Annotated in this window: 24 protein-coding genes and 1 tRNA gene; 19 read left to right on the top strand and 6 right to left on the bottom strand. The window is 72.1% G+C overall.

All coding sequences use genetic code 11. The annotated features are described in order from the left end of the window. Positions 1–301 precede the first annotated feature (301 nt). From ACFWGN_RS18805 to ACFWGN_RS18730, 16 genes are all read left to right on the top strand, one after another. Positions 302–1,804 carry an ABC transporter substrate-binding protein gene (locus ACFWGN_RS18805; RefSeq protein ID WP_377619019.1) on the top strand — a complete coding sequence of 501 codons (1,503 nt, stop codon included), beginning with the start codon at positions 302–304 and terminating at the stop codon, positions 1,802–1,804. A 10-nt stretch (positions 1,805–1,814) separates the two neighbouring features. Continuing rightward, positions 1,815–2,783: an ABC transporter permease gene (locus ACFWGN_RS18800; RefSeq protein ID WP_056645730.1), complete on the top strand. Its 969-nt coding sequence runs from the start codon at positions 1,815–1,817 to the stop codon at positions 2,781–2,783. Beyond that, entirely contained in the window at positions 2,780–3,715 is a 936-nt protein-coding gene (locus ACFWGN_RS18795; RefSeq protein ID WP_377619017.1) for an ABC transporter permease, read from the top strand. Before ACFWGN_RS18800 ends, ACFWGN_RS18795 begins: the two co-directional genes overlap by 4 nt. Beyond that, on the top strand, positions 3,712–4,533 hold the full coding sequence (locus tag ACFWGN_RS18790) for an ATP-binding cassette domain-containing protein (RefSeq protein WP_377619015.1): 822 nt from the start codon (positions 3,712–3,714) through the stop codon (positions 4,531–4,533). The genes ACFWGN_RS18795 and ACFWGN_RS18790 overlap by 4 nt, the downstream gene beginning before the upstream one ends. After that, positions 4,530–5,357 carry an ABC transporter ATP-binding protein gene (locus ACFWGN_RS18785; protein WP_377619013.1) on the top strand — a complete coding sequence of 276 codons (828 nt, stop codon included), beginning with the start codon at positions 4,530–4,532 and terminating at the stop codon, positions 5,355–5,357. The genes ACFWGN_RS18790 and ACFWGN_RS18785 overlap by 4 nt, the downstream gene beginning before the upstream one ends. Positions 5,358–5,782: 425 nt before the next feature. Further along, complete coding sequence (locus ACFWGN_RS18780) at positions 5,783–8,110, top strand: carbohydrate-binding module family 20 domain-containing protein (protein WP_377619011.1); 2,328 nt, start codon at positions 5,783–5,785, stop codon at positions 8,108–8,110. A gap of 67 nt (positions 8,111–8,177) precedes the next feature. Further along, on the top strand, positions 8,178–8,984 hold the full coding sequence (locus tag ACFWGN_RS18775; RefSeq protein WP_377619009.1) for a MazG family protein: 807 nt from the start codon (positions 8,178–8,180) through the stop codon (positions 8,982–8,984). 182 nt (positions 8,985–9,166) lie between these two features. After that, entirely contained in the window at positions 9,167–10,447 is a 1,281-nt protein-coding gene (gene eno / locus ACFWGN_RS18770) for a phosphopyruvate hydratase (RefSeq protein WP_377619007.1), read from the top strand. Positions 10,448–10,683: 236 nt separating this feature from the next. Beyond that, entirely contained in the window at positions 10,684–11,637 is a 954-nt protein-coding gene (locus ACFWGN_RS18765; RefSeq protein WP_377619005.1) for a septum formation initiator family protein, read from the top strand. A 216-nt stretch (positions 11,638–11,853) separates the two neighbouring features. Next, positions 11,854–12,363 (top strand): DUF501 domain-containing protein, encoded by a 510-nt coding sequence (locus tag ACFWGN_RS18760; RefSeq protein WP_318244329.1) that lies wholly within the window; start codon positions 11,854–11,856, stop codon positions 12,361–12,363. 68 nt (positions 12,364–12,431) lie between these two features. Next, positions 12,432–13,385 carry an exopolyphosphatase gene (locus ACFWGN_RS18755; RefSeq protein ID WP_377619004.1) on the top strand — a complete coding sequence of 318 codons (954 nt, stop codon included), beginning with the start codon at positions 12,432–12,434 and terminating at the stop codon, positions 13,383–13,385. Between the two features lie 176 nt (positions 13,386–13,561). After that, positions 13,562–13,894 (top strand): PadR family transcriptional regulator, encoded by a 333-nt coding sequence (locus tag ACFWGN_RS18750; protein WP_191800339.1) that lies wholly within the window; start codon positions 13,562–13,564, stop codon positions 13,892–13,894. After that, a complete protein-coding gene (locus ACFWGN_RS18745; RefSeq protein WP_377619002.1) occupies positions 13,894–15,336 on the top strand; it encodes a hypothetical protein in 1,443 nt (480 codons plus the stop codon). The genes ACFWGN_RS18750 and ACFWGN_RS18745 overlap by 1 nt, the downstream gene beginning before the upstream one ends. Positions 15,337–15,536: 200 nt before the next feature. Further along, a complete protein-coding gene (locus ACFWGN_RS18740) occupies positions 15,537–17,096 on the top strand; it encodes an NAD(P)/FAD-dependent oxidoreductase (RefSeq protein ID WP_377619000.1) in 1,560 nt (519 codons plus the stop codon). A 94-nt stretch (positions 17,097–17,190) separates the two neighbouring features. Beyond that, positions 17,191–18,045 (top strand): oxygenase MpaB family protein, encoded by an 855-nt coding sequence (locus ACFWGN_RS18735; protein ID WP_377618999.1) that lies wholly within the window; start codon positions 17,191–17,193, stop codon positions 18,043–18,045. Between the two features lie 63 nt (positions 18,046–18,108). After that, positions 18,109–18,182, top strand: a tRNA-Leu gene (locus ACFWGN_RS18730). A gap of 554 nt (positions 18,183–18,736) precedes the next feature. Here the strand turns inward: ACFWGN_RS18730 and ACFWGN_RS18725 are convergent. Then, positions 18,737–18,952: a VOC family protein gene (locus ACFWGN_RS18725; protein WP_377618998.1), complete on the bottom strand. Its 216-nt coding sequence runs from the start codon at positions 18,950–18,952 to the stop codon at positions 18,737–18,739. Positions 18,953–19,124: 172 nt separating this feature from the next. Here ACFWGN_RS18725 and ACFWGN_RS18720 point away from each other — a divergent pair, with 172 nt between their 5' ends. Then, positions 19,125–19,550, top strand: coding sequence for a helix-turn-helix domain-containing protein (locus tag ACFWGN_RS18720; RefSeq protein WP_377618996.1), 426 nt, complete (start codon positions 19,125–19,127; stop codon positions 19,548–19,550). 229 nt (positions 19,551–19,779) lie between these two features. Continuing rightward, positions 19,780–20,544 (top strand): DUF6882 domain-containing protein, encoded by a 765-nt coding sequence (locus tag ACFWGN_RS18715; RefSeq protein WP_377618995.1) that lies wholly within the window; start codon positions 19,780–19,782, stop codon positions 20,542–20,544. 82 nt (positions 20,545–20,626) lie between these two features. Here the strand turns inward: ACFWGN_RS18715 and ACFWGN_RS18710 are convergent, their stop codons facing one another. From ACFWGN_RS18710 to ACFWGN_RS18695, 4 genes are all read right to left on the bottom strand, one after another. After that, positions 20,627–21,232 carry an ATP-dependent Clp protease proteolytic subunit gene (locus ACFWGN_RS18710; protein WP_377618993.1) on the bottom strand — a complete coding sequence of 202 codons (606 nt, stop codon included), beginning with the start codon at positions 21,230–21,232 and terminating at the stop codon, positions 20,627–20,629. Then, positions 21,232–21,867, bottom strand: coding sequence for a ClpP family protease (locus ACFWGN_RS18705; RefSeq protein ID WP_377618992.1), 636 nt, complete (start codon positions 21,865–21,867; stop codon positions 21,232–21,234). The genes ACFWGN_RS18710 and ACFWGN_RS18705 overlap by 1 nt, the downstream gene beginning before the upstream one ends. Before the next feature lie 108 nt (positions 21,868–21,975). Beyond that, the gene (locus ACFWGN_RS18700; RefSeq protein ID WP_377618990.1) at positions 21,976–22,203 is read right to left on the bottom strand and encodes a hypothetical protein; all 228 of its coding nucleotides are present in this window, start codon (positions 22,201–22,203) and stop codon (positions 21,976–21,978) included. Beyond that, entirely contained in the window at positions 22,200–22,838 is a 639-nt protein-coding gene (locus ACFWGN_RS18695; RefSeq protein ID WP_377618989.1) for an ArsR/SmtB family transcription factor, read from the bottom strand. Before ACFWGN_RS18695 ends, ACFWGN_RS18700 begins: the two co-directional genes overlap by 4 nt. A gap of 107 nt (positions 22,839–22,945) precedes the next feature. Here ACFWGN_RS18695 and ACFWGN_RS18690 point away from each other — a divergent pair, with 107 nt between their 5' ends. After that, positions 22,946–23,452 carry a hypothetical protein gene (locus ACFWGN_RS18690; RefSeq protein ID WP_377618988.1) on the top strand — a complete coding sequence of 169 codons (507 nt, stop codon included), beginning with the start codon at positions 22,946–22,948 and terminating at the stop codon, positions 23,450–23,452. Positions 23,453–23,537: 85 nt separating this feature from the next. Here ACFWGN_RS18690 and ACFWGN_RS18685 read toward each other — a convergent pair whose 3' ends face one another. Continuing rightward, on the bottom strand, positions 23,538–24,065 hold the full coding sequence (locus ACFWGN_RS18685) for a MarR family winged helix-turn-helix transcriptional regulator (RefSeq protein WP_377618986.1): 528 nt from the start codon (positions 24,063–24,065) through the stop codon (positions 23,538–23,540). Positions 24,066–24,155: the final 90 nt, after the last annotated feature.

Here is a 24,155-nt window from a genome sequence, read left to right as displayed (position 1 = left end):
GAACAGCCGCTGACAGGCGGCGTCCGTCGCGGGACCATCCCGACGTGACCGCCCCTCTCGCACAGGTCTGATCCTTCCCCGGCCCTTCGGTCGTCGACCCCTCGTGCCGACCGTGCCCCCGCACGGTCCCCCAACGAGCGACGTCCCCGGGCCTCCTCGGCCACCGGCTCCCCGCGTATCTCTCGCCACAGCCCCGCCGACGCTCCACGAACCCCTTCACCACACCGTCCGTCGGCCACCGGCCGCGTCCGGGGTGGTCCCCGTGCAGCCGTGCTGCACCTCCTGGAACGGAAGAACCCCCATGAGAACCCTCAAGGCAGCCGCCGCGGTCCTGGCGACGACCCTCCTGCTCGCCGCGTGCGGCTCGGGCGGGTCCGGTGGCGCGAGCAGCAGCTCCGCGGCCGGAGCCGACGCCGAGATCGTCATCGGCTCGACCAACGAGCCCACGGGCCTCGTCCGCAACGTCGGCGGCAGCTCGGGCGTCTCGCAGACCATGACCCGCAACGTCTTCGAGGGCCTGACCTCGGTCGACGTCGACGGTCAGGTGGTCCCGACCCTCGCGAAGGACTGGGACGTGTCCGAGGACGGCCTGGTCTACACGTTCCACCTGCAGCCGGGCGTCCACTTCCACGACGGGTCGGACCTCACGGCGCAGGACGTCGTCTGGAGCATCTCGCAGACCATCGCGCCCGAGTCCAAGAGCGCACGCAAGAACGACCTGTCGGTCATCTCCTCGATCACGGCGCCCGACGACGCCACGGTCCAGCTCGACCTGTCGCGCCGCAGCCAGTCGCTGCCGTTCTACCTCGCGTCCGTGACGATCGTGCAGGACGGTGACACCGAGCTGTCGAGCGAGAACGGCACGGGCCCGTACCGGTTCGTCGAGTGGACGCAGGGCGACCACCTGACGATCGAGCGCAACGACGACTACTGGGGCACCCCCGCCAAGAACTCGGGTGTCACGTTCCGCTTCTTCAAGGACACGACCGCGCTCAACAACGCGCTGCTGACCGGCGACCTCGACCTGGTCATCGCGGAGGACTCCCCGGACCAGCTCGTGCAGTTCGAGGGGAACGACGCGTTCACCATCACCGAGGGCACGTCGACGACCAAGCAGATCTGGGCCTTCAACGACCGCGTCGCGCCGTTCGACGACGTCCGCGTCCGCCAGGCGCTGTACAAGGCGATCGACCGCGAGAAGGTGCTCGACGCCGTGTGGGACGGCTACGGCCAGGTCATCGGCTCGATGGTCCCCCCGACCGACCCGTGGTTCGTCGACCAGGCCGACGTGCACGCGTACGACCCGCAGGCCGCGAAGGACCTGCTCGCGCAGGCCGGCGTGAGCGACCTGACGATCGCGGTCGACTACGTCGCGGGCGACCCGTCCGAGACGATCGCCCAGCTCCTCCAGGCCGACCTCCAGGCCGTGGGCGTCACGCTCACGCTCAACCCGGTCGACGACGCGACCTGGTACCAGAAGATCTACACGGACCACGACTTCCAGACCACGCTCATGGGCCACGTGAACCCGCGCGACGTCGTCTGGTACGCCAACCCGGACTTCTACTGGGGCTACGACAACAAGGACGTCCAGCAGTGGGTCGCGGACGCCGACCAGGCGACCACGACCGACGAGCAGACGGCCCTGCTGACCCAGGTCAACGAGACGATCGGGCAGGAGGCGGCGAGCGCCTGGCTGTACCTCGACCCGCAGATCCGGGTCGCGCGCGCCGAGATCACGGGTTTCCCGGTGAACCAGGTGACGGAGAGCTTCTACGTCGCCGACATCGTGCGGGAAGGCTGACCGAGCACCCATGTCCCGCTACCTCCTGACGCGCGTCGGCACGCTGCTGCTGTCGTTGGTCCTCGCGAGCGTCGTGGTCTTCGCCGTCCTCCGGTTCCTGCCGGGGGACAGCGCAGGCACGTCGCTCGGCGTGGGCACGACGAGCGACCAGCTCGAGCAGCTGCGTGCCGACCTCGGCACCGACCAGCCCCTGTGGACGCAGTACGGGCAGTGGGTCGCGGGACTGTTCTCGGGGAGCGCGGGCACGTCGTTCGTCTCGCGCCTCCCGGTGGGCGAGCTGATCGCGAGCAAGCTCCCGATCACGCTGCCCCTGAGCCTCGCGGCCTTCGTGGTCTCGGTGCTCGTGTCGGTGCCTCTCGGCGTGGTCGCGGCGGTCCGTCGGCGCGGCGTCGTGGGGGTCACGGTCTCGGCCGTGTCGCAGCTGGGCGTCGCGGTGCCGGTCTTCTGGGTCGGCGTGATCCTGGTGTGGATCTTCGCGCTCGAGGCGGGGGTCCTGCCGCCCGGCGGGTTCCCCCGCCAGGGCTGGGAGGACCCCGCAGCGGCCGTGCGGTCGCTGGTCCTGCCCGTGGCGACCGTGGCCATCGCGATGTCGTCGGTCATGGTCCGCTACGTGCGCTCGGCGACGCTCGACGTGCTGGACCAGGACTACGTCCGCACGGCTCGTTCGCTCGGCTACGGCCGGTGGCACGCCCTCGCGCGGCACGGTCTGCGCAACGGCGCGGTCCCGGTCGTCGCGATCCTCGGCATCGAGCTCGCGACGTCGTTGCTGGGGGCCGTGGTCGTGGAGAACGTCTTCGCGCTGCCGGGCCTCGGCACGCTCCTCGTGTCGTCGGTCGAGGGGCGCGACCTGCCGGTCGTGCAGGCCCTCGTCCTGGGGCTGACGGCCCTGGTCCTCGTCACGAACTTCCTGGTCGACCTCGCCCAGCGCGGGATCGACCCCCGGCTGCGCGCCGGCTCGGCCCTCGGAGGCGCACGATGAGCATCAACCTGGGCGGGGAGATCCCCGGGGCCGCTGCGGGCCGCATCGAGGTAGAGGAGTCGCTCGCGCCGCACGTGTCGGGCGGCGCGGGGGAGGCCCCGCGTGCCCGACGACGGAGCGTCAGCCCGTCGTTCGTCGCGGGTCTCGTCATGGTGGGGCTGGTCGCGCTCGTCGGTGTCGTCGCGATCTTCTGGACGCCCTACGACGTGGGTGCGGGCGCTGCCGGCACGGGTGGACGGCTCGAAGGGCCCAGCGCGCAGTTCTGGGCCGGCACCGACCGGCTGGGACGCGACCTGCTGAGCCAGCTCATGGGCGGCGCGACGGTCGCGATGACCGTGGCGATCGCCTCGGTCGTCATCGCGGGCGTCCTGGGCATCACGATCGGCGTGGTCGCCGCGGCGACCACCCGGTGGGCCGACGTCGCGCTGCTCAACGTGATCGACCTGATGATCGCGTTCCCCACGCTGCTGCTGGCCATGCTCATCGTGACGGTCCGCGGGGCCTCGCTGACCTCGGCGATCGTCGCGATCGGGATCTCGGGGGCGGCGGTGATCGCGCGCGTCACGCGGGTCAACGCCGCGCGCGTGCTGCGCGAGGACTACGTGACGGCCGCGACGGCGTCGGGCACCGGATGGTGGGGGACGATCCTCCGCCACGTCCTGCCCAACGTGGCCCCCACCCTGCTCGTCCAGCTCATGCTGCTCGCGGGCGGGGCGATCCTCGCCGAGGCGTCGCTGTCCTACCTGGGCCTCGGCTCGCCGTCGGCCCTGTCCTGGGGGCGGCTGCTCAGCGCCGCCCAGAAGTCCGTCGCGGTCCAGCCGCTCGGGGCGATCCTGCCCGGGCTCCTCATCGCGTGGACCGTGCTCGGCCTGAACCTCCTGGGCGACGGTATCCGCGAAAAGACCGACCCGAGCCTGCGAGGCGACCGATGACCGCGACCCCCACGACGAGCACCGCCGGGCTCGAGGTGCGCGACCTGACGGTGGCGACGTCGTCGGGCCGGGTGCTGCTCGACCGCGTGAGCTGGCGCGTCGCACCCGGCGAGCGCCTGGGTGTGATCGGCGAGTCCGGCTCGGGCAAGTCCCTCACCGCGGCCGCGATCCTCGGGCTGCTGCCCGACGGCATGACCGCGACCGGACAGGTCCTGCTCGACGGGACCGACCTGCTGCCCCTGGGCGAGAAGGCCCTGCGCCGCGTGCGCGGGGCGCGCATCGCGATGGTCTTCCAGGAGCCCCTCACGGCGCTCGACCCGCTCATGACGATCGGCCGGCAGATCGCCGGGCCGCTGCGCCTGCACCGCAAGGTCTCGCGCGCCCGGGCCGCCGAGCTCGCCGCGGACCTGTGCCGCCTGGTGCGCCTCGACGACACCGAACGCATCCTCGGGTCCTACCCGTGGCAGCTCTCGGGCGGGCAGCGCCAGCGCGCGTGCCTCGCCATGGCGCTCGCGTGCGAGCCCGACGTGCTGATCGCCGACGAGCCCACCACGGCGCTCGACGTGACCGTCCAGGCCGAGATCCTCGCGCTGCTCGACGACCTGATCGAGCGCACCGGGACGGCACTGGTGTTCGTGTCGCACGACCTGCCCGTGGTCGCCCGCGTCACGCGCGACCTCGTCGTGATGCGGCACGGGAAGGTCGTCGAGGCCACGAGCGTCGCACGCGCCCTCGACGCGCCCGAGGACCCCTACACGCGCTCGCTGCTCACCGCGGCGCGCGCCGTGACCCACCTGCCGATCCTGGAGGACCGATGAGCGACCAGCCCCTGAGCGGCGACCGGCCCGTCCCCGGTGACGGGCCGGCAGGCGACGCCGTCCCGCTCATCGCGCTCGACCGCGCGCGGCGCGAGTTCGGCGGGTCGCGCCGCACGCCCCCGACGACGGCGCTCGCGGGCGTCGACCTCACGGTCCGGGCCGGGCGCAGCGTGGGGATCGTCGGCGAGTCGGGAGCCGGGAAGTCGACCCTCCTGCGGCTGCTGCTCGGGCTCGACAGCCCGACGAGCGGCACCATCTCCTACCGTGGCGCGCCCCTGGACCGTCGGGACCGCGCGCTCATGCGGCGGTACCGGCGAGAGGTCCAGGTCGTCCTCCAGGACCCGCGCACGTCTCTCGACCCGCGCATGACGGTCGCCCGGATCGTCGCCGAGCCGCTGCGCTCGCTCCGGGTCGGGGGCGACGTGTCGGCGCGCGTCGACGAGGTCCTGGGATGGGTGGGGCTCGACCCCGACGTCCGGACCAAGTACCCGGCCCAGTTCTCGGGCGGTCAGCGCCAGCGCATCGCGATCGCGCGGGCCCTCGCGCCCTCGCCGTCGGTCCTGGTGGGCGACGAGCCCGTGAGCGCGCTCGACGTGTCGGTCCGCGAGCAGGTCATGGACCTGCTGCGCGGGCTCCAGCGCGACCTGGGTCTCACGCTCGTCCTGGTCAGCCACGACATGGCGATCGTCGGGCAGCTGTGCGAGGAGACCGTGGTGCTGCGCGGGGGAGAGGTCGTCGAGGCCGGCCCCACGCGCGAGGTGCTGACCCGTCCGGCAGCCGCGTACACGCGCGAGCTGCTCGCGGCGGTGCCGACGCTGCCCTGAGGTGCGTCCCGCCGTCGGGCACGGTGGCGGCGCAGCGAGATCCCGTCGACGTAGAGGGTTCTTGTCGAGACAGAGGCCTGTGGACCTCTGCCTCGACAAGAACCCTCTTTCTCGTGGTGCCCGCGCCCTGCCCGAGAACCCGCAACCTTCTTGCATGTCCGGAAAGGGAGACACGTCCCTCGGGTCTGTGTAATCTTTCAGCAAGAACTCGCAATTCTCTGCAAAGGTGACAGACGCGGGTTCGGCCGGCGGTCAGGCCGGTTCAGGGGGAACAGGGGGAGCGGTAACGCACCGGCACCGATGCCGGGGCGCGGACGGGCAGCCACGCACCGACGCGGGGCTGTACGCAGCACCGAACGGAGAACGCAGCAATGATGCTCAGCCGAACAACCGGGAGACCGGTCCGCAGGAAGCCACGGCACAGGGTGCTCGCCGGGCTCACGGCGCTCGCCGTGATCGCGTCGGGCCTCGCGGCGGGGGCGGTGCCGGCTTCGGCCAAGGCGCCGACCCCGTCGCCCGTGGTCGCGTCCGACAACGGTCGGGGGAACGTCGTCCTCAACATGTTCCAGTGGACCTGGGACTCGGTCGCGGCCGAGTGCGCCAGCACGATCGGGCCCGCCGGCTTCGGCTACGTCCAGGTCTCGCCGCCCCAGGAGCACATCCAGGGCACCGCGTGGTGGACCTCCTACCAGCCCGTGAGCTACAAGATCGAGTCCAAGCTCGGCAACCGCGCCGAGTTCCAGAACATGGTCAGCACCTGCAAGACCGCCGGCGTCGGCATCGTGGTGGACGCGGTCGTCAACCACACGGCCGGCGCGGACACCGGGTCCGGCACGGGCACGGGAGGGACCAGCTACTCGGTCGACAACTTCCCCGGCGTCCCGTACGGCGCCAACGACTTCAACGACTGCCGCGCCAACATCACCAACTACGGCGACCGGTACAACGTCCAGAACTGTCGCCTCGTCTCGCTCCAGGACCTGCGCACGGGCTCGGACTACGTGCGCGGCAAGATCGCGGGCTACATGAACGACCTGATCGGCCTGGGCGTCGCCGGCTTCCGTTTCGACGCGGCCAAGCACATCCCGGCCGCAGACCTCGAGGCCATCAAGGCCAAGCTCACCAACCCGAACGTCTACTGGGTCCACGAGGTCATCGGGGCCGCGGGCGAGCCCATCCAGCCCTCCGAGTACCTGGGCAGCGGGGACTCGCACGAGTTCAACTACGCGCGCACGCTCAAGAGCCGCTTCGACGGCAGCATCGCGAGCCTCGACGAGATCGGCAACGGGCTGCTCACCTCGGACCGTGCCGGAGTCTTCGTGGACAACCACGACACCGAGCGCAACGGCGAGACCATGAACTACAAGTGGGGCGCCAAGTACAAGCTCGCCAACGCCTTCATGCTCTCCTGGCCCTACGGCTCGCCCTCGGTCTACACGGGCTACACGTGGACCGACAAGGACGCCGGAGCCCCCGGCGCCACCAGCACGTCGGTCCCCGACGCGAGCTGCTCCAACAGCGCCTGGACCTGCACGCAGCGCTGGACCGAGATCGCCGGCATGGTCGGCTTCCACAACACGGTCGAGGGCACGTCCGTGACGAACTGGTGGGACGACGGCAACAACAACATCGCCTACGGCCGTGGGGCCAAGGGCTACGTGGCGATCAACAACACGGCCTCCGCCGTGACGCGCACCTACCAGACCTCGCTGCCCGCGAACACCTACTGCGACGTCGTGGCGGCCAAGGACTGCTCCAAGACCTACACCGTGAGCGCCTCGGGGACCTTCACCGCGACCGTCCCCGCGTACGGGGCGCTCGCGCTGCATGTCGGGAAGCTCAAGACGACCCAGCCCGAGTGCGCGAACGACACGACCGCGCCCAGCGTCCCCCAGAACGTCAAGGCCACCGCGGCCGGGACCTCGATCGCGGTGACCTGGGCCGCGTCGACCGACGACTGCGCCTCGCCCCTCACCTACGAGGTGTCCCGCACAGCGGGCGGCACGACCGTGAAGACGACCGTGACCGGCACGTCCACCACCCTGACGGGTCTCACGGCCTCGACCGCCTACTCGATCACGGTCACCGCGATCGACGGGTCGGCGGCCAAGAACAGGTCGGCGGCGAGCGCCGCGGCCACGGCCACCACCGGCGCGCTGCCGGTCGACACGACCACGACGGTCTACTACTCGACCTCGAAGGGGTGGAACGCGTACAAGGTCCACTACAAGGTCGGTGCGGGCGCCTGGACCACGGCCCCCGGCGTCGACATGGCCGCGGCCTGCACGGGCTGGGTCTCCCGCGAGATCCCCACGAACGGGGCGACCGTCACGGCTGCGTTCACCAACGGGTCGGGCACCTGGGACAACAACGGCGGCAAGGACTTCAGCCTCACGGGGCAGCACGTCCAGGTCGCCGGCGGAGCGATCACGGCGGGCAACCCCTGCGAGGGCGGCGGCACCCAGGGAGACGCCAGCTTCTCGGTCAACGCCACCACGGTCCTGGGTCAGAACGTCTACGTCGTGGGCAGCATCGCGGCCCTCGGCTCGTGGGCTCCGGCCTCGGCCAAGCAGCTCTCGGCCGCGAGCTACCCCGTCTGGAAGCTCACGCTCGACCTGCCCGCCGGGACGACCTTCGAGTACAAGTACATCAAGAAGGACGGCGCGGGGAACGTGGTCTGGGAGAGCGGGGCCAACCGCACCGCGACGGTCGGGGCGAACGGGGCCGTGACCCTGAACGACACCTGGAAGTAGCCGACGCCGTCAGGTCGGAGGGTCCCCGTCCCGGGGGCCCTCCGGTCCGCGCTCCTACGATGGGCGCATGACCACGAGCGAGCCGTCCAGCCCCGTCGACCCCCTGCGCGAGTCCGTCACCGTCATGGACCGCCTGTACTCGCCCGGCGGGTGCCCGTGGGACCGGGAGCAGACCCACGAGTCGCTGGTGCGCTACCTGCTCGAGGAGGCGCACGAGCTCGCGGAGGCCATCGAGACGGGAGACCGCGCGGGCGTGCGCGAGGAGCTGGGCGACCTGCTGCTGCAGGTCCTGTTCCACGCGCGCATCGCGAGCGAGGACCCGGTCGACCCGTTCACGGTCGACGACGTCGCGGCCGACCTCGTCGCCAAGCTCGTCAGGCGTCATCCCCACGTGTTCGCGGACACCGCGGTCGCCACGGGCGACGGCCACGCGGCCCTCTACGCCCAGTGGGACCAGATCAAGCAGCAGGAGAAGCAGCGCGAGTCGGTCCTGGAGGGGATCCCGCTCGCGCAGGGTGCGCTGGCCCGCGCGCAGAAGGTCCTGTCCCGCGCGGAGCGCGCCGGGCTCGTCGCGGATCCCGGTCCGACGACGGAGCTCCCGTCGGTCCCGTCCCCCGCCCCGGGCGAGGCGCGGCCCGGGAGGGGAGCGGCGCCGTCGGGCACTGCGGACGGCCTGACCGCGGGCGACGAGGGTGCCCCCGGCGGGGCGCCGGTCGACGCTGCCGAGCGGGCCTACGGGCACGAGCTGCTCGACGTGGTGCGTCGTGCGCAGGCCGACGGCGTGGACGCCGAGACGGCGCTGCGGCGCGCGCTGCGCGAGGTCGAGCAGGCGGTCGTGGCGGCCGAGAAGAGCGCGAGCGCGCCACGGGGGTGACGCACGCCGGACGCCCGGCGACCGCGGGCGGTCGACATGCGGGCGATCGTGTCCACGTGCCGACGACGGGAGCACTATGTGTTCCCGACCACTAGGCTGGGTTGCGACAACCCCGGACGCGCCCGACCGCCATCGTCGCCTGCCCTGCGCTCCGGACCTGGAAGCAGCCTGAAGGAGCAACCGTGGCAAGCATCGAAGCCGTTGGAGCACGCGAGATTCTCGACTCGCGCGGAAACCCCACCGTCGAGGTCGAGGTCGTTCTCGACGACGGTACCTTTGCGCGCGCAGGCGTCCCCTCGGGTGCCTCGACCGGCGCCTTCGAGGCCGTCGAGCGCCGTGACGGCGACAAGTCCCGCTACCTGGGCAAGGGCGTCGAGAACGCGGTCAACGCGGTCATCGACGAGATCGCCCCCGAGCTGATCGGCTACGAGGCAGAGGACCAGCGCCTCATCGACCAGGCCCTGATCGACCTCGACGGCACCCCGAACAAGGGCAAGCTCGGCGCGAACGCCATCCTCGGTGTCTCGCTGGCCGTCGCGAAGGCCGCAGCCAAGAGCTCGGGCCTGGACCTCTACCGCTACGTCGGTGGCCCCAACGCCCACGTCCTGCCCGTCCCCATGATGAACATCCTCAACGGTGGGTCGCACGCGGACTCCAACGTCGACATCCAGGAGTTCATGGTCGCCCCGATCGGCGCCACGTCCTTCCGTGAGGCGCTGCGCACCGGCGCAGAGGTCTACCACTCCCTGAAGTCCGTGCTGAAGAGCAAGGGCCTCGCGACGGGCCTCGGCGACGAGGGCGGCTTCGCCCCCAACCTGCCGAGCAACCGCGACGCGCTGGACCTGATCCTCGTCGCGATCGAGCAGGCCGGCTTCAAGCCGGGCGTCGACGTGGGCCTCGCGCTCGACGTCGCCGCGACCGAGTTCTTCAAGGACGGCGCGTACCAGTTCGAGGGCAAGGCGACGAGCTCGGACGAGATCATCGCGTACTACAAGCAGCTCGTGGCGGACTACCCGCTGGTCTCGATCGAGGACCCGCTGTCCGAGGACGAGTGGAGCGCCTGGTCGCAGCTCGTGTCCGAGGTCGGCGACAAGGTCCAGATCGTCGGCGACGACCTGTTCGTCACCAACCCGGAGCGCCTCGCCAAGGGCATCGAGCTCAAGGCCGCGAACTCGCTGCTCGTCAAGCTCAACCAGATCGGCACGCTGTCGGAGACCCTCGACGCCGTCGAGCTCGCGCAGCGCAACGGCTTCACCGCGATGGTCTCGCACCGTTCGGGCGAGACCGAGGACACGACGATCGCGGACCTGTCCGTCGCCGTCAACGCCGGCCAGATCAAGACCGGTGCCCCCGCCCGTGGCGAGCGCATCAACAAGTACAACCAGCTCCTGCGCATCGAGGAGGCCCTGGACGACGCGGCTCGCTACGCCGGCGCCTCGGCGTTCCCGCGTTGGAAGGCGTGAGCTGACGCTCACCTGCTAGCCGCGGTCTGATCGCGGCCGGCGACCGGACGCCCGGTGGTTCCTCGGAACCACCGGGCGTCCGTGCGTCCGGGCGGCGTGACCTCCCGGGGGAGCGCGCCGCCGCGACACGTCAGGGGGGCGCGGGTTGTGAACGCTTGGTGTGGATCCGACCACGTTGCCCGGCACGCCGCAGACCCTGCGGCGGGCGGGGACCGCGGGACGGCACAATCGGCACCATGCCCTCGAACCGTCGCCCGTCCACCCCTGGCGCCTCGGCGCGCCCGGGCGGTCGCGGCGCGGGATCGCGCGGGGACGGTCGTTCGTCGTCGGGCCGCGCGCGCAGCCCGGGCTCCAGCCCGACGACGTCACGCGCCGACACGGGGACGTCCGGTCCGGCGTCGGGCGCGTCAGGCGCTGCGAAGCCGGCCAAGAAGGGCGCGCCGGCGGGAAAGCTGCCGAAGTCGCCGAAGTCCACGGGCGCGAACCCGACAGGTTCGGCGTCCGCCGCGGCCAAGGGCTCGGCGAGGAACGGCACGAAGAAGCCGCCGGCCCCGGGCGGTGCAGGCGCCCGGTCCGGGGCGACGAAGCCCGCCGCCGCGCGTCCGTCGTCGTCCCGTTCTCCGCGTGCTCGCAGCACGGCAGGAGGCCGCGCCCCCGCGCTCGCCGACCGCCGTCGGAGCAGGTACGGCCTGCTGCTCCCCGAGGTCGTGACGGTCCGCGCCCTGGTGATGTCCGTCGTCGTGCTCCTGGCCGTGATCCTCCTGCTGCCCACGGTGCGCGCCTACGTCAACCAGACGGGCGAGCTCCGTGCGCTGCGCGCCGACGTGGCCGAGGCGCAGGCGACGCGCGACGCGCTCGAGGTCGAGCTCGGCCGGTGGGACGACCAGGCCTACGTGATCGCGCAGGCTCGCGACCGGCTCAGCTACGTCATGCCGGGCGAACGGTCCTGGCGCGTCGTCGACCCGGACACCGTCGTCGACGACCTGGACCCCGAGACGGGGCAGGTCGTGACCGACGGGCCGGTCGACGTCGCGGGGCACGTCGGTGCGCCCTGGTACACCTCGCTGTGGCGCTCGGTCCAGCTCGCGGGCGAGCAGCCCGAGCCGGGGTCGGCGAGCCCCACGGGCGGCGTGCAGACCCCGCCGCCCGCGAGCGACACCCCGACCGATCCCGCGACGCCCACGGGCTGAAACGGCGGATTGCGGAACCACCCGGGGGAGCGGGGACAATGGGAGAGCGCCGGTACCCGGCGCCGGACCAGCACCGCACGCCGCAGAACGGAACCTCTCGTGAACGACTCGCACCCCGCCGCCTCCGACCTGGAGAACGTCCAGGTCCCGGGGAACCCCTCGGACACGACCACGGCCGCCACCGACGGCACCGACGCTGCGCCTGCTGCGCCCGTCGTGCCCCAGGCCGACCGGTCCCGCCCCGAGGTGACCCCCGAGGACCTCGAGGTCCTGCAGGAGCAGCTCGGTCGCCCGGCGCGCGGCGTCGTCGGGATCGCGGCGCGCTGCGTGTGCGGCCGCCCGCTCGTGGTGCACACGGCCCCGCGCCTGCCCGACGGCACGCCCTTCCCCACGACCTACTACCTGACGAGCCCGGGAGCGGTCGCGGGCGCCTCGACGCTCGAGGCGAACAGTGTGATGAAGGAGATGTCGGAGCGCCTCACGCAGGACGAGGAGCTCGCGGCGGCCTACGCCCGCGCGCACGAGCACTACCTCGCGGCCCGCGAGTCGCTCGGCCACGTCGAGGAGATCGCGGGCATCTCCGCAGGTGGCATGCCCGTGCGCGTCAAGTGCCTGCACGTGCTCGTGGGGCACGCCCTCGCGGCCGGGCCCGGGGTCAACCCGCTCGGCGACGAGGCGCTCGTCATGATCTCCGGCTCGTGGCGCGCGGACCGCTGCACCTGCTGACCGCCTGAACCGGTCCACGGGCGGGCCGGCCGCCCGCCGGTGGCGCAGAGGATGGCACCCTTGATGCCATGACTTCTTCTCGTGTCGCCGCGATCGACTGCGGTACCAACTCGATCCGCCTCCTCGTCGCCGACGTCGACTCCACGACGGGCGTCCTCACCGAGCTCGACCGCCGCATGGAGGTCGTGCGGCTCGGTCAGGGCGTCGACCGTACGGGGCGGCTGGCTCCCGAGGCCCTGGCCCGCACGCTCGACCAGGCGGCCGAGTACGCGACCGTGATCGAGGAGCTCGGGGCGACGCGCACGCGCTTCGTGGCGACGTCGGCCACGCGCGACGCCGAGAACCGCGGCGAGTTCGTCGAGGGCGTGCTCGCACGCCTGGGCGTCGAGCCGGAGGTCGTCTCCGGGAACGAGGAGGCCGAGCTGTCGTTCCGCGGGGCGACCGGTGTGGTCGCGGCGCACCACGAGGGTCCGTTCGTGGTCGTGGACCTCGGGGGAGGGTCGACCGAGCTCGTGCTCGGCACCGATGCCCCCGAGGCGGCGTGGTCCATGGACGTCGGGTGCGTGCGCCTGACCGAGCGTCACCTGCGCTCGGACCCGCCGACGGCCGAGGAGATCGCGGCGGCGCGGGCCGACGTGCGGGCCGCGCTCGACGTCGCGACGCAGACCGTCCCGCTGGGCAAGGCCGCGACGCTCGTCGGGCTCGCGGGCTCGGTCACGACCGTGACCGCGCACGCGCTGGGCCTCGAGCGCTACGACCGCGACCGGATCGACGGCGCGGTGCTGACCGTCGAGCAGACGCTGGACGCGTGCGAGGACCTGCTGGGGCGCACGCGCGCCGAGCGCGAGGCGCTGGGCTTCATGCACCCGGGACGCATCGACGTGATCGGGGCGGGGGCGCTCGTGTGGTCCGAGGTCGTGCGCCGGGTGCGCGACGACGTCGCGGCCGCGGGCGGCGAGCTCACGTCGGTCGTGACGAGCGAGCACGACATCCTGGACGGGATCGCGCTGTCGATCGCGTGAGGTCTCCTACCGAGAAGTGAGTAGATGCCCCTGGATCGCGCGATCCAGGGGCATCTGCTCACTTCTCGGCGAGGGCGTGTGCTCACGAGCGCGACATGCGGTAGTTCGCTCTGACCGGTAGTGCGGTTCGCGTAGTAGTGTCTGCCGCACAGGAGCCGGTCGAGCAGGGAGTCAGGGTGGACACCACACAGCTGTTGAAGGGCGTCCTCGACGCGGCGGTCCTCGCCGTGGTCGCGGACGAGGACGGGTACGGGTACGACGTCGTGCGCCGCCTGCGAGCCGCAGGGCTCGTCGAGGTGGGTGACGCGTCGGTCTACGGCACGCTGCGCCGCCTGTACTCGGGCGGGATGCTCACGAGCTACGTGGTCCCCTCCGACGAGGGCCCGCACCGCAAGTACTACGGCATCAACGCGCAGGGGCGGGCCGTGCTCGACACCCAGCGCAAGGAGTGGCAGGAGTTCTCCGGCACGCTGACCGGCCTCCTCGGGACCTCGGAAGGAGCCGCGTGATGTCCACGACCATGAGCCCCGAGGACGTGATCCTCGACCAGGTACACCGCTACGCCGCGGAAGTCCGCGCGCACCTCGCCGACCTGTCGCCCGAGCAGGTCGACGACCTCACCGACGGCCTCGAGGCGGACCTCGCGGAGGCGCTCGCCGACATGCCTGGCTCGCTGCGGCCGCGCCAGGCGGGGAGCGAGGTGCCCGACGGCGGAGCGACCTCGTTCCTCGACGTCGCCGCACGCTTCGGTCCGGCTGCCGAGTACGCGGCCGAGCTCCGGTCTGCGGCCGGACTGGATCCTGCAGCCCCGGGGCCCCGCCCGCGGATCGGGGTGCGCGGACGCCTGTTCGTGCTCGGAGGGATCTTCGAGTCGGGGTGGAAGTCCCTGTGGGCTCCGGTGACGTCCACCGCGCAGTGGGCCGCCTTCAGGGAGTTCGCGGACGTGCTCCGGCCCGTGTGGTGGGTGCTGCGGGCGTGGGTCGTGGTTCTCGTGCTCCACGCCTGGTTCGGCTTCTCGACCGGCTTCGGCCTGGTGCCGCGCGAGCCCTTCTGGCGCCTGCTCCTGCTCGCGGCGATCGTCGTGAGCGTGCAGTGGGGACGGGGCCGGTGGCTGCGATGGCGCGCGGTGCACACCCTGCGCAAGGTCGTGAACGTCGTCGCGGTCGTCGTGGCCGTGCCCGTCCTCCTGGGGGCAGCCTTCGGTGCGAGCAACGGGCTCACCGGCTGGGGCGGCTCTGACGACGGCGGGTTGTACTCCTACGGCCACGAGATCGGCTACGGGGCCGGCTACGAGGCGGCTCAGCGCGAGGGGATGAGCCAGGTCAGCACAGGGAGCGGGGACGGCGGCGTGTTCGTCGACGGCTCGCAGGTCAGCAACCTGTTCGTCTACGACGCGAGCGGTCGGGCTCTCCAGGACGTCCAGATCTTCGACGACCAGGGTCGTCCCGTCCGGACCATCACGGGGGAGGGCACCACGCAGGCCTGGAGCCTCCCGGACTTCGAGCAGGGCTGGTACTTCCAGCCGTCGTTCTCGACCGACGGTCGGGAGCGCTGGAACGTGTACCCGTTGCGCGGGCTGCCCGAGGACGCTGTCGAGTGGGACGGCTCCGAGCGTCCCGTGCCGCTCGAGGGAGAGCAGCCCCGGTCGATGCCGTCGCCGTTCCTGCAGGCTCAGCCGCTCCTGGTGCCCTCGACGGGCGGCGGCGGACAGGCGGCCACGCCCGGCACGTCGCCGGGCACTGCACCTGACGCCACGACGGACACGTCGCCGGATCCGGCAGCCCCTGAGGCGCCGGCCTCCCCGGAGGCCCCGGCCGGCGGCGAGACCCCGGTCGACCAGCCGGTCGAGGGGACCACGGCCCCCTCGGGCCGGGGTCAGGGCGCGCCCGCCCCGACCACGGCCCGACCGGTGCTCGAGGCCTCGACGGGAGCTGCGTCGTCGGGCGGCTGACCCCCGTCCGTCACCCGAGGTTCGCCAGCCGACCCACGTCGGTCGCCTGGCGAACCTCGGGTTCGGCGACCTCGCAACCCTCGCCAAAGCGGCCGTACCGCCCCCAAACGACACGCGAAAAGGCCGCTTGTGAAGGTTGTCACGCCCACGGATCGGACAGAAGTTCACCAAGAAGTTGAAGACGGTAATACTCTGGTTTCATGCCTCAGAATGACCTGACCTCGGTCACCCCTGCCCAGAACGCGGACAACGCTGCGTCGCCGCGTCCCCGCAAGGTCCCCCGCATCATCGTCCTGGGTGGCGGCTCTGTCGGTCTGTACTCGGCCCGCCGTCTCCGCAAGAAGCTCGGCAAGCGCGAGGCGGCCATCGTCGTCGTCGACCCGCGCCCGTACATGACGTACGCGCCCTTCCTGCCGGAGGCCGCCGCCGGGTCGATCGACGCGCGCGACGTCGTCGCGCCCCACCGCCGCGCCCTCAAGGGTGTCGACGTGCTCCAGGGCAAGGTCGTCGAGATCGACCACGCCGGGCGCAACATCACGATCCACCCGGAGGAGGGCGACGACTACTCGGTCTCCTACGACCACCTGATCGTCGGCCTCGGCTCGGTCTCGCGCACGCTGCCCATCCCGGGCCTCGCGGAGAACGCGATCGGCTTCAAGAACGTGGAAGAGGCCATCGCGGTCTGCAACCACGTCATCAACCGGATGGACGTCGCGTCGTCCACCTGGGACCAGGACCTGCGCAAGCGCATGCTCACGTTCGCCTTCATCGGCGGCGGCTTCGCCGGCATGGAGGCGATCGCCGAGATCGAGGACATGGCGCGCTACGCGACCCGCAACTACCCGACGATCAACCCCGAGGACCTGCGCTTCGTGATGATCGAGGGCTCGGGACGCATCCTCCCCGAGGTCTCCGAGCCCATGGGCCTCTACGCGCTCGAGGAGCTCAAGAAGCGCGGCATCGAGTTCCACCTCAACACGTTCCTTTCCTCGTGCGTCGACGGTCACGTCGTCACCTCGACGGGCGTCGAGTTCGACACGGACACGATCGTGTGGACCGCGGGCGTCAAGGCGAACCCGGTCCTCAAGGAGAGCTCGGACCTGCCGGTCGACAAGCTCGGCCGCGTGATCGTGCTCCCGACGCTCCAGGTCGCGGACGAGGACGGCAACGTCATCCCCGACGCCTGGGCCGCGGGCGACTGCGCCGCCGTCCCGGACCTGCTGAACCCCGGCAAGTTCTGCCCGCCGAACGCTCAGCACGCGATCCGCGAGGCCACGCGCCTCGCCGACAACCTGGTCGCCGTGCTGCGCAGCGACGAGCCCGTCGAGTACAAGCACAAGAGCGTCGGTACGGTCGCCTCGCTCGGCCTGTACAAGGGTGTCGCCGAGCTGTTCGGCATCTTCAAGCTCAAGGGCTTCCTCGCCTGGGCCATGCACCGCAGCTACCACGTGATGGCGATGCCCACGGGCAACCGCAAGATCCGCATCGCGATCGGCTGGATGGGTCAGTTCCTCATGGGCCGCGAGCTCGTCTCGCTCGGTTCGCTCCACGACCCGCGCGCGGAGTTCCGCCAGGCGTCCGTGCCGCCCAAGGCTGCGGGCGAGCCCGTCAAGCAGGAGGCAGTGTCGTCGGCCGCCGAGGCCGAGTCGGGCGGTGCCGAGGCGAAGTCCTCCACGGCTGCTCCCGCCGAGGCAGCGGGCACCGACGCGGGCCACGGTCCGGCCAAGAAGGCGACCAAGAAGGCCTCGACCAAGGCCTGAGCCACCCGCACGTCAGCACGTCCCGCGAGGGCGGTCCCGGAAGGGGCCGCCCTCGCGGCGTCCCGGGACGCCGACCGGCGCGCACAATGGACGGGTGAGCACTCGCGTGGTCGACGACCTGCGGTCCCGTGCGGGCCGTGCCCTGTTCGAGCGTGTCGCGGGCCCGGACGGCCCGGCCGAGCGCTCTCGGATCCACGACACCCCGGGTCCCCGCTGGTTCGCACCGGACTCGGCGATCGCGCGCGTCCACGGTGACGCGTCGATGTTCGTGGGCGGGCTGCGGGCCCTGCTGCTCCAGTCGTTGCACCCGCTCGCCATGGCGGCGGTCGCGGCGCACTCGGGGTACCGCGGCGACCCGTGGGGTCGCCTGGCCCGCACGAGCACCTTCCTTGCGGTCACGACGTTCGGGACGGTCGAGCACGCGCAGCAGGCGATCGACGTGGTCCGCTCGGTGCACGTCCGCGTGCGCGGCACGGCTCCCGACGGTCGCCCGTACGCTGCCGACGACCCCTGGCTGCTGCGCTGGGTCCACGTGGCCGAGGCCGACAGCTTCCTCGCCGCGCACCAGCGCTACGGCGAGCGTCCCCTCGACGCCGCGGGCTGCGACGAGTACCTGGCCCAGGCCGCGACGGTCGCGGACCGGCTCGGAGCCGTGGACCCGCCGCGCTCGCGCGTCGAGCTGGCGAGGGCTTTCGAGGAGTTCCGCCCGCAGCTCGCGAGGACCACCGAGTCCGACGACGTCGCGCGCTTCCTGCTGTCCGAGCCGCCGCTCCCGTTCCTCGCCAGGGGCCCGTACGCGGCGCTGGGCGCGGCCTCGGTCGCGTCGTTGCCCCCGTGGTCGCGGCGCATGATCCCGGTGCGGTGGCCGATGCGGGGTGAGTCGGTGCTGGTGCGGGCGGGTGGCCGGACCGTCACGCAGGCGATCCGCTGGGCGCTCGCGGGGTCGTAGCGCAGGGGCGCGCCGGAGGGGCCGTGCGGCGCCCCTGGCCGTCGCCGAGATATCCTCACCCGGGCCCCCATAGCCCAATCGGCAGAGGCATCCGACTTAAAATCGGCGCAGTCTGGGTTCGAGTCCCAGTGGGGGCACTTCGGAGTTCGTATGGCAGGATCCTCCCCATGAACATCCCCTCGAAGGGCTGTGCCGCGTAGGCCCCCATCGCAGGTTCGAGCGCATCGAACCATGCCTCGGCGATCCGCTCGCCTGAAGAAGGACGGCCGCTTGTCCGGCTCGGTCCACTCAGCCATCGCACGGCTGGACCCTCGCCGCTTCTGGCCCAAGGCGTTGTACGCCGACCTCACCCTCCTGGAGACGGTCGCACGCCAGGGGAGGTGGCCGTCGGTCTGTTGCGCATGCAGCCCCGACGTCTACCAAGGACGCTCTGACCTCGAGCGCGCCGCCCATGCCATGCCACGAGGCCCTGCCCGCGAGCTCCGGCTCTTGCTCGCGTCCCTCGATGCCAGGATCCTGGCAAGCGGCGCCTTCGTCGTCGAGCCGCCTGCGCGCGGATGGTGGACCGTGCCGCCCGACCGCCGGTGGCGGGTCGAGCGATGACGGTGCCACGGCCCCACAGCCCCACGGCCCCACGCGCGAGGGCCTACGACAACCCCGTCGGCCCGTCCGGCTCCGGGTCCTCGGCGGCCTACTGGCCGAGCGACACCTGGTTGCCGTCGGGGTCCAGCACCCGGGCGACGCGTTCGCCCCACGGCTGGTCCTCGGGCGGCGAGACCACGACGGCCCCGGCTGCGGCCAGGTGCGACACGGCCAGGTCGCAGTCGTCGACCGTGACCCACAGGTGCGTGTGCCCGACGTCGGTGCTCTCGCGGTCGACCCCGATCCCGAGCGACGCGTCGCCCACGGCGACCGAGACGTAGACGGGTGGGCCGCCTCTCGCGAAGGTCTCCTCGGAGTCGTTCCCACGTTACGCCAGCAGCAGACGAGCCACTCCTGCGGGCCTCCGGGTCGCAGGTCGGCGCTAGGTTGAGGGGACGAGGGCCGCCGAGCCCACGACCGCGACGAAGGAGCACGCGATGGCAGCCGCAGGCCAGGTGGTGCTCTTCGAGCGCCGGACCGCCGAACCGTTGCTGCGCCACGTCCTGGGCGGGATCCTGCGGGCCGAGCGCACCGAGCAGGCGCGCACGCTGCTCGACGTCGCCCTCGCGGCCCAGGTCTCGACGGCGTACCTCTCGGAGGTTGAGCGCGGCCGCAAGGAGGCCTCGTCGGAGGTGCTCGCCGCGATCTGCCGCGCGCTCGGCCTGCGCGTGGTCGACCTGCTGGCGCGCAGCCAGGACGAGTTCGACGCCGAGGCGAACCGCCGTGCGGGCGTCGAGCGCCGCAGCCTCACGTCGCGCCCGCGTGCCGAGCGCGAGCTCCACGCGCTCGGTACGCCGCGCCGCAGCGCGGCACCGGTGCTCAGCACCACGCCCACCACGACGGTCCTGCTGCTCGCAGCCTGATCGCCACGCCGCACGCTCACGCGGCCGCACGATCCCGTGGCACCGCCGTGACCGGCCGGCCCTGCCCGGACGCCCCCGGCCGGTCGGTCCCACCGCGCGCGGCACCAGCCGACCGCGGCTCCGAGGGTCTCGCGCCACCGGATTCCGCCGTGGGTGAATCCGCCCTCCTCGCGCGTCGATCTGTCCGTTTCGCCGCGCGCCCCGCGCTCGTCGGTGGTGTGCTGAACGGATGTCGCAGACGAACCCGGCCCCGACCCTCCAGGACCTCGTCGACCGCGCCGTGATCCTCTCGACCGAGCACCAGGTGCACTTCGCCGAGCTGGGCGGTGAGTCCGCGTGGGACGCCGACCTCCAGGCGGGCACTCTCACTTTCCACAGCGAGATCCCGCTCGTGTGCGGGGCGCACTTCCTGGGGACGGCGGCCCCGGGGACGCAGAGCTGGCTGTGGGGCTGGCACAACGTCAACAACTTCCCGGACGGCGTCGTGGCCGCGGCCGAGCACGTCCACCAGCGCGGGGTCTCGGGGGGCATCTTCGAGCTCAGCACGGCCGAGATCCTCCTGACCGACGCGGTCCCGTACCGCCTCGCGCTCGCCGCCAAGGCCGTCACGGGCCACTTCACGCACTTCGCGGCCCCCACGGGAGGCGGGACGTGCGCATGGTTCCTGCTGACCCATCCGCGGTTCGAGCTCCCGCCGGCCTCGGTCCCGCGGGTCCTGCGCGTGATCCCGGAGGGGATCGGCAGCACGACGGTCTCCGACCACCGCCGAGCGGTGCGCGCGTACGCGGTCCTGCGCGGCCTCGATATCCGCTGGCTCGACGAGCAGACAGCCGTCGTGGGTGCGTCGGACGGCGAGGTGACGGTGGCGTTCGACGGTCACGGGCGCCTGACGAACCTGTCGGCGACGCTCACGGCCGCCCCGGAGCCGGAGCCTGCACCCGCGCCGGCGCCTGAGCGGCCCGAGCGTCGCGGGTGGTTCGGCCGCAAGAAGTAGCCCGCGGCTCGGGCGCGCCGGGCGCGCGCGGTGAGCGACGCCGTCGGGCAGGGGGACCACCGCGCCCGACGGCGTCACGCACCTACGCCGCGACCGACAGCTTGCGCGAGGTCACCACCGCGTCGGCGAGCCCGTACTCCACGGCCTGGTGGGCCGTGAAGATGCGGTCGCGGTCGGTGTCGGCGCGCAGCCGCTCGACGCTCTGACCCGTGTGCCGGGCCAGGACGAGCTCGGTCTCCGAGCGCAGGCGCAGGATCTCCTGGGCCTGGAGCGTGAGGTCGGAGATGGTGCCCTCCGCGCCGCCCGAGGGCTGGTGCAGCAGGACCCGCGAGTGCTCGAGCACGAACCGCTTGCCGGGTGTCCCTGCGGCGAGCAGCACCGCGGCGGCCGACGCGGCCTGGCCCATGCAGATCGTCGAGACGTCCGAGCGGATGAACTGCAGGGTGTCGTAGATGGCCATGAGCGCGGTGATCGACCCGCCCGGGGAGTTGATGTAGAGGCCGATCTCCTGGTCGGGGGCGTCGGACTCGAGGTGCAGGAGCTGGGCCATGACGACGTTGGCGACGCCGTCGTCGATCTCGGTGCCGAGGAAGATGATGCGCTCCGAGAGGAGGCGGCTGAAGACGTCGAACGCGCGCTCGCCGAGCGGGGTGCGCTCGACGACCGTCGGGATCGTGTAGGTGGACATCAGAGGCCGACCTTCCGGGAGTGGGCGGTGGGGCGGACGTCGTCGACCGATGCGACGATGTGGTCGACCATGCCGTAGGCGAGGGCCTGCTCGGCCGTGAACCAGCGGTCGCGGTCGCTGTCGGCCGTGACGGTCTCGGTGGTCTGGCCCGTGTGCTCGGCCGTGAGGCGGTGCATGAGGCCCTTGGTGTACTCGAGGTTCTCGGCCTGGATCGCGATGTCCACGGCCGTCCCCCCGATCCCGGCCGAGGGCTGGTGCATCATGATGCGCGCGTGGGGGAGCGAGTAGCGCTTGCCCGCGGTGCCGGTGCACAGCAGGAACTGCCCCATGCTCGCGGCGAAGCCCATCGCGAGCGTGCTGACGTCGTTGGGCACGAGCTGGATCGTGTCGTAGATCGCGAGGCCTGCGCTCACCGAACCGCCGGGAGAGTTGATGTAGAGCGCGATGTCGGCACGCGGGTCCTCGGCGGAGAGCAGGAGGAGCTGCGCGCACACGCGGTTCGCGACGGCGTCGTCCACGGCGGTACCGAGGACCACGATGCGCTGGTGCAGCAGGCGTGAGGAGAGCTGGTCGTCGAACGGGGAGGTGGGCAGCGGGGCCGCCTCGGTCCGCAGGAGCGGTGGCTGGTTCGTCATGCTCCGACCCTCTCCCCGGTGAGGTGGTCGGGGCCCGGGTATCTGCCCGGGGCGGATCTGCCGACGGCAGACGGGCTCCGCGGTGCGGCGACGCACCGCGGACCCCGGTCAGACGATCGAGCGGCCCTCGTGCAGGCGAGCGGTGAGCTGGGCGCGGTCGTCGGCGGCGGCGTCGAGCGTGGTGCCGCGCACGACCTGCAGGGCGTGCGCGGCAGCGCGGCGCTCGCCCCAGGTCGTGAGCCGCTCGCCCACGGCGACGAGGAACCGGTCGCTCGGGCGCAGCGCGCGCAGGGACGGTGAACGGAGGTCGGCGCGGGTCGGTGCGTAGGTGCTCATGAGGGGTTCTCCTTGCCGTTGATCAGGGGGAACGCGTTGAAGTGGACCTGGACGGGGCGGGCCCCGGGGGTGTCCTGCTGACCGGCGAACCGGTCGAGGACCGTGTCGCTGAAGCGTTGCCACTCGGCCTGGACCTCGGCGAGCTGCTCCTTGGTGAGCCACATGTTGATCGTCGCGAGCGTGGCGCCGGACTCGAGCCAGGTGCGATCGAGGGTGCGGGCGCCGTCGAGGAAGTCCATGATCTTGCGCTGCCGCATGGCCTCGAACTCGCGGTTGATCGCGAGGGTCGCGATGACGTTGGCCTGGCTGTCGCCGCCGGACGCCGACGCGTCGTCGGGCAGCTCGATGGTGAACCCGCCGGGCGCCCGCTCCCACCAGCGCTCGCGCGCGGTGCCGCGGCCCGGGACCTCCTGGACGAACCCGTGACGCTCGAGCTGGCGCAGGTGGTAGCTCGTGGCGCCGCTCGACTCGCCGAGCAGCTCAGCCAGACCGCTCGCGGTCAGCGCGCTGTGGTGCCCTAGGAGATCGAGGATCTGGATCCGCAACGGGTGCGACAGCGCCTTGAGCGCGTCAGGGCCGACGGGCCGCTGAGCGCGGGGCTCGGGCGTCTGCTCGGAGTCGTGGTTCATGGGCATGGCACCACCGTAGCGATGCAAAGACCCCTTTGCAAGAGTTTCTTTGCAACAAGTTCTTTGGAGCCGTTGTGGGCGGTGTGGTGGGTCCGCCTGGCTAGGATCTCGCCGTGAGCATCGAGGAGCCGCGCGAGATGGCCAACGGGTTGTGGTCGGTCGGCGTGCACGGCATGCACCCGTCGACGCTCGTGCGGGCCCTCGATCTGGAGGTCCCGTTCGTGGTGATCGAGGGGCACCTACCTTTCCGGTCGGGCTGGCACGACGTCGACATCCCGCTCGCAGCGCCCGATGTCGCGGGGGTTCGTAGGGTGCGGGGGCTCCGGTACGACCTCCTCATGAGCCCGGCGGAGGTGCTCGATGCCGCCGACGAGCTCGACCGGGCGGGCCAAGGCTGGCTCTTTGCCTGGCAGGCGATCCGAATGCCTCCGCCCGATCTGCTGCTCGACGGCAAGAGCGGGCGCGCACGCTCGGCGGCCGTCCGCGGGTGCGGCGTCACGCTGATCCTCGATCTGCCGCACGCGGACGAGAGCGCAGTGCTGACGAGTCCCGACCGGACGAGGTTGCTGGGTGCCGTCGGTCGGCTCGAGCGTCATCTCGCTACCCAGCGCCTCGCATGACCTGCGTCCGGTGCTGTGACGCCCGTCTGTCGCACGGGCCCATGGGTCGCGGGCCGTCCGACCGGGCTGCGCCGTGGCGATGCCGTCAGTCCGCGACCCTGCGCCCGCCGCGCTTGTAGGCGTCCAGGTCGTCGTTGAGCCGTTCGAGCAGCTCACCCAGGAGCGCCCGGTCGAGGCGTGACCAGTCGGCCAGGACCTCGGCGTAGAGCTCGGTGCGCATCTCGCGGTGCCGGGCCAGCTCGTCGATGCCCTGCGGCGTGGCCTCGACCAGGACGGCGCGCCCGTCCGCGGGGTCGCGTGTGCGGCGGGCGAGGCCGGCCTTCTCCATCGCGACGACCTGCCGGGTCACGGTCGAGGCGTCGAGGCCCAGGTGGTCGGCGAGAGTGTTGACGTTCTGGGCCCCGTCGACGAGGAGGTCGTGGAGCAGGAGGTAGGCCGACCTGTCCAGGGTGCCGCTCGGCGGTCCACCTGCCCGGGCCGACTTGGCGCGTCCCGCAGCGGTGGTCCGTTCGGCGCGTCGCAGGAGCTGGGCGAGCTCGAGCTCGATGCTCGAGAGCACCTCGCGCGCTGCGGGGTCGGGTGCCGCCGCACCTCCCTCGGCGATGCGATCCACGGAACTGTTACCCCGAGCAACTGTCATGGGTGTTAACTACAGGTAGTTATCTGCATGATGCAGGTAAATCCGGCGAGGCCGCGACGGCCC

This window comes from Oerskovia sp. NPDC060338, assembly GCF_042726295.1.
Taxonomy (GTDB): Bacteria; Actinomycetota; Actinomycetes; order Actinomycetales; family Cellulomonadaceae; genus Oerskovia; species Oerskovia merdavium.
Note: the sequence above shows the minus strand (reverse complement) of the source record. Positions and strands in the feature narration are given on the sequence as shown.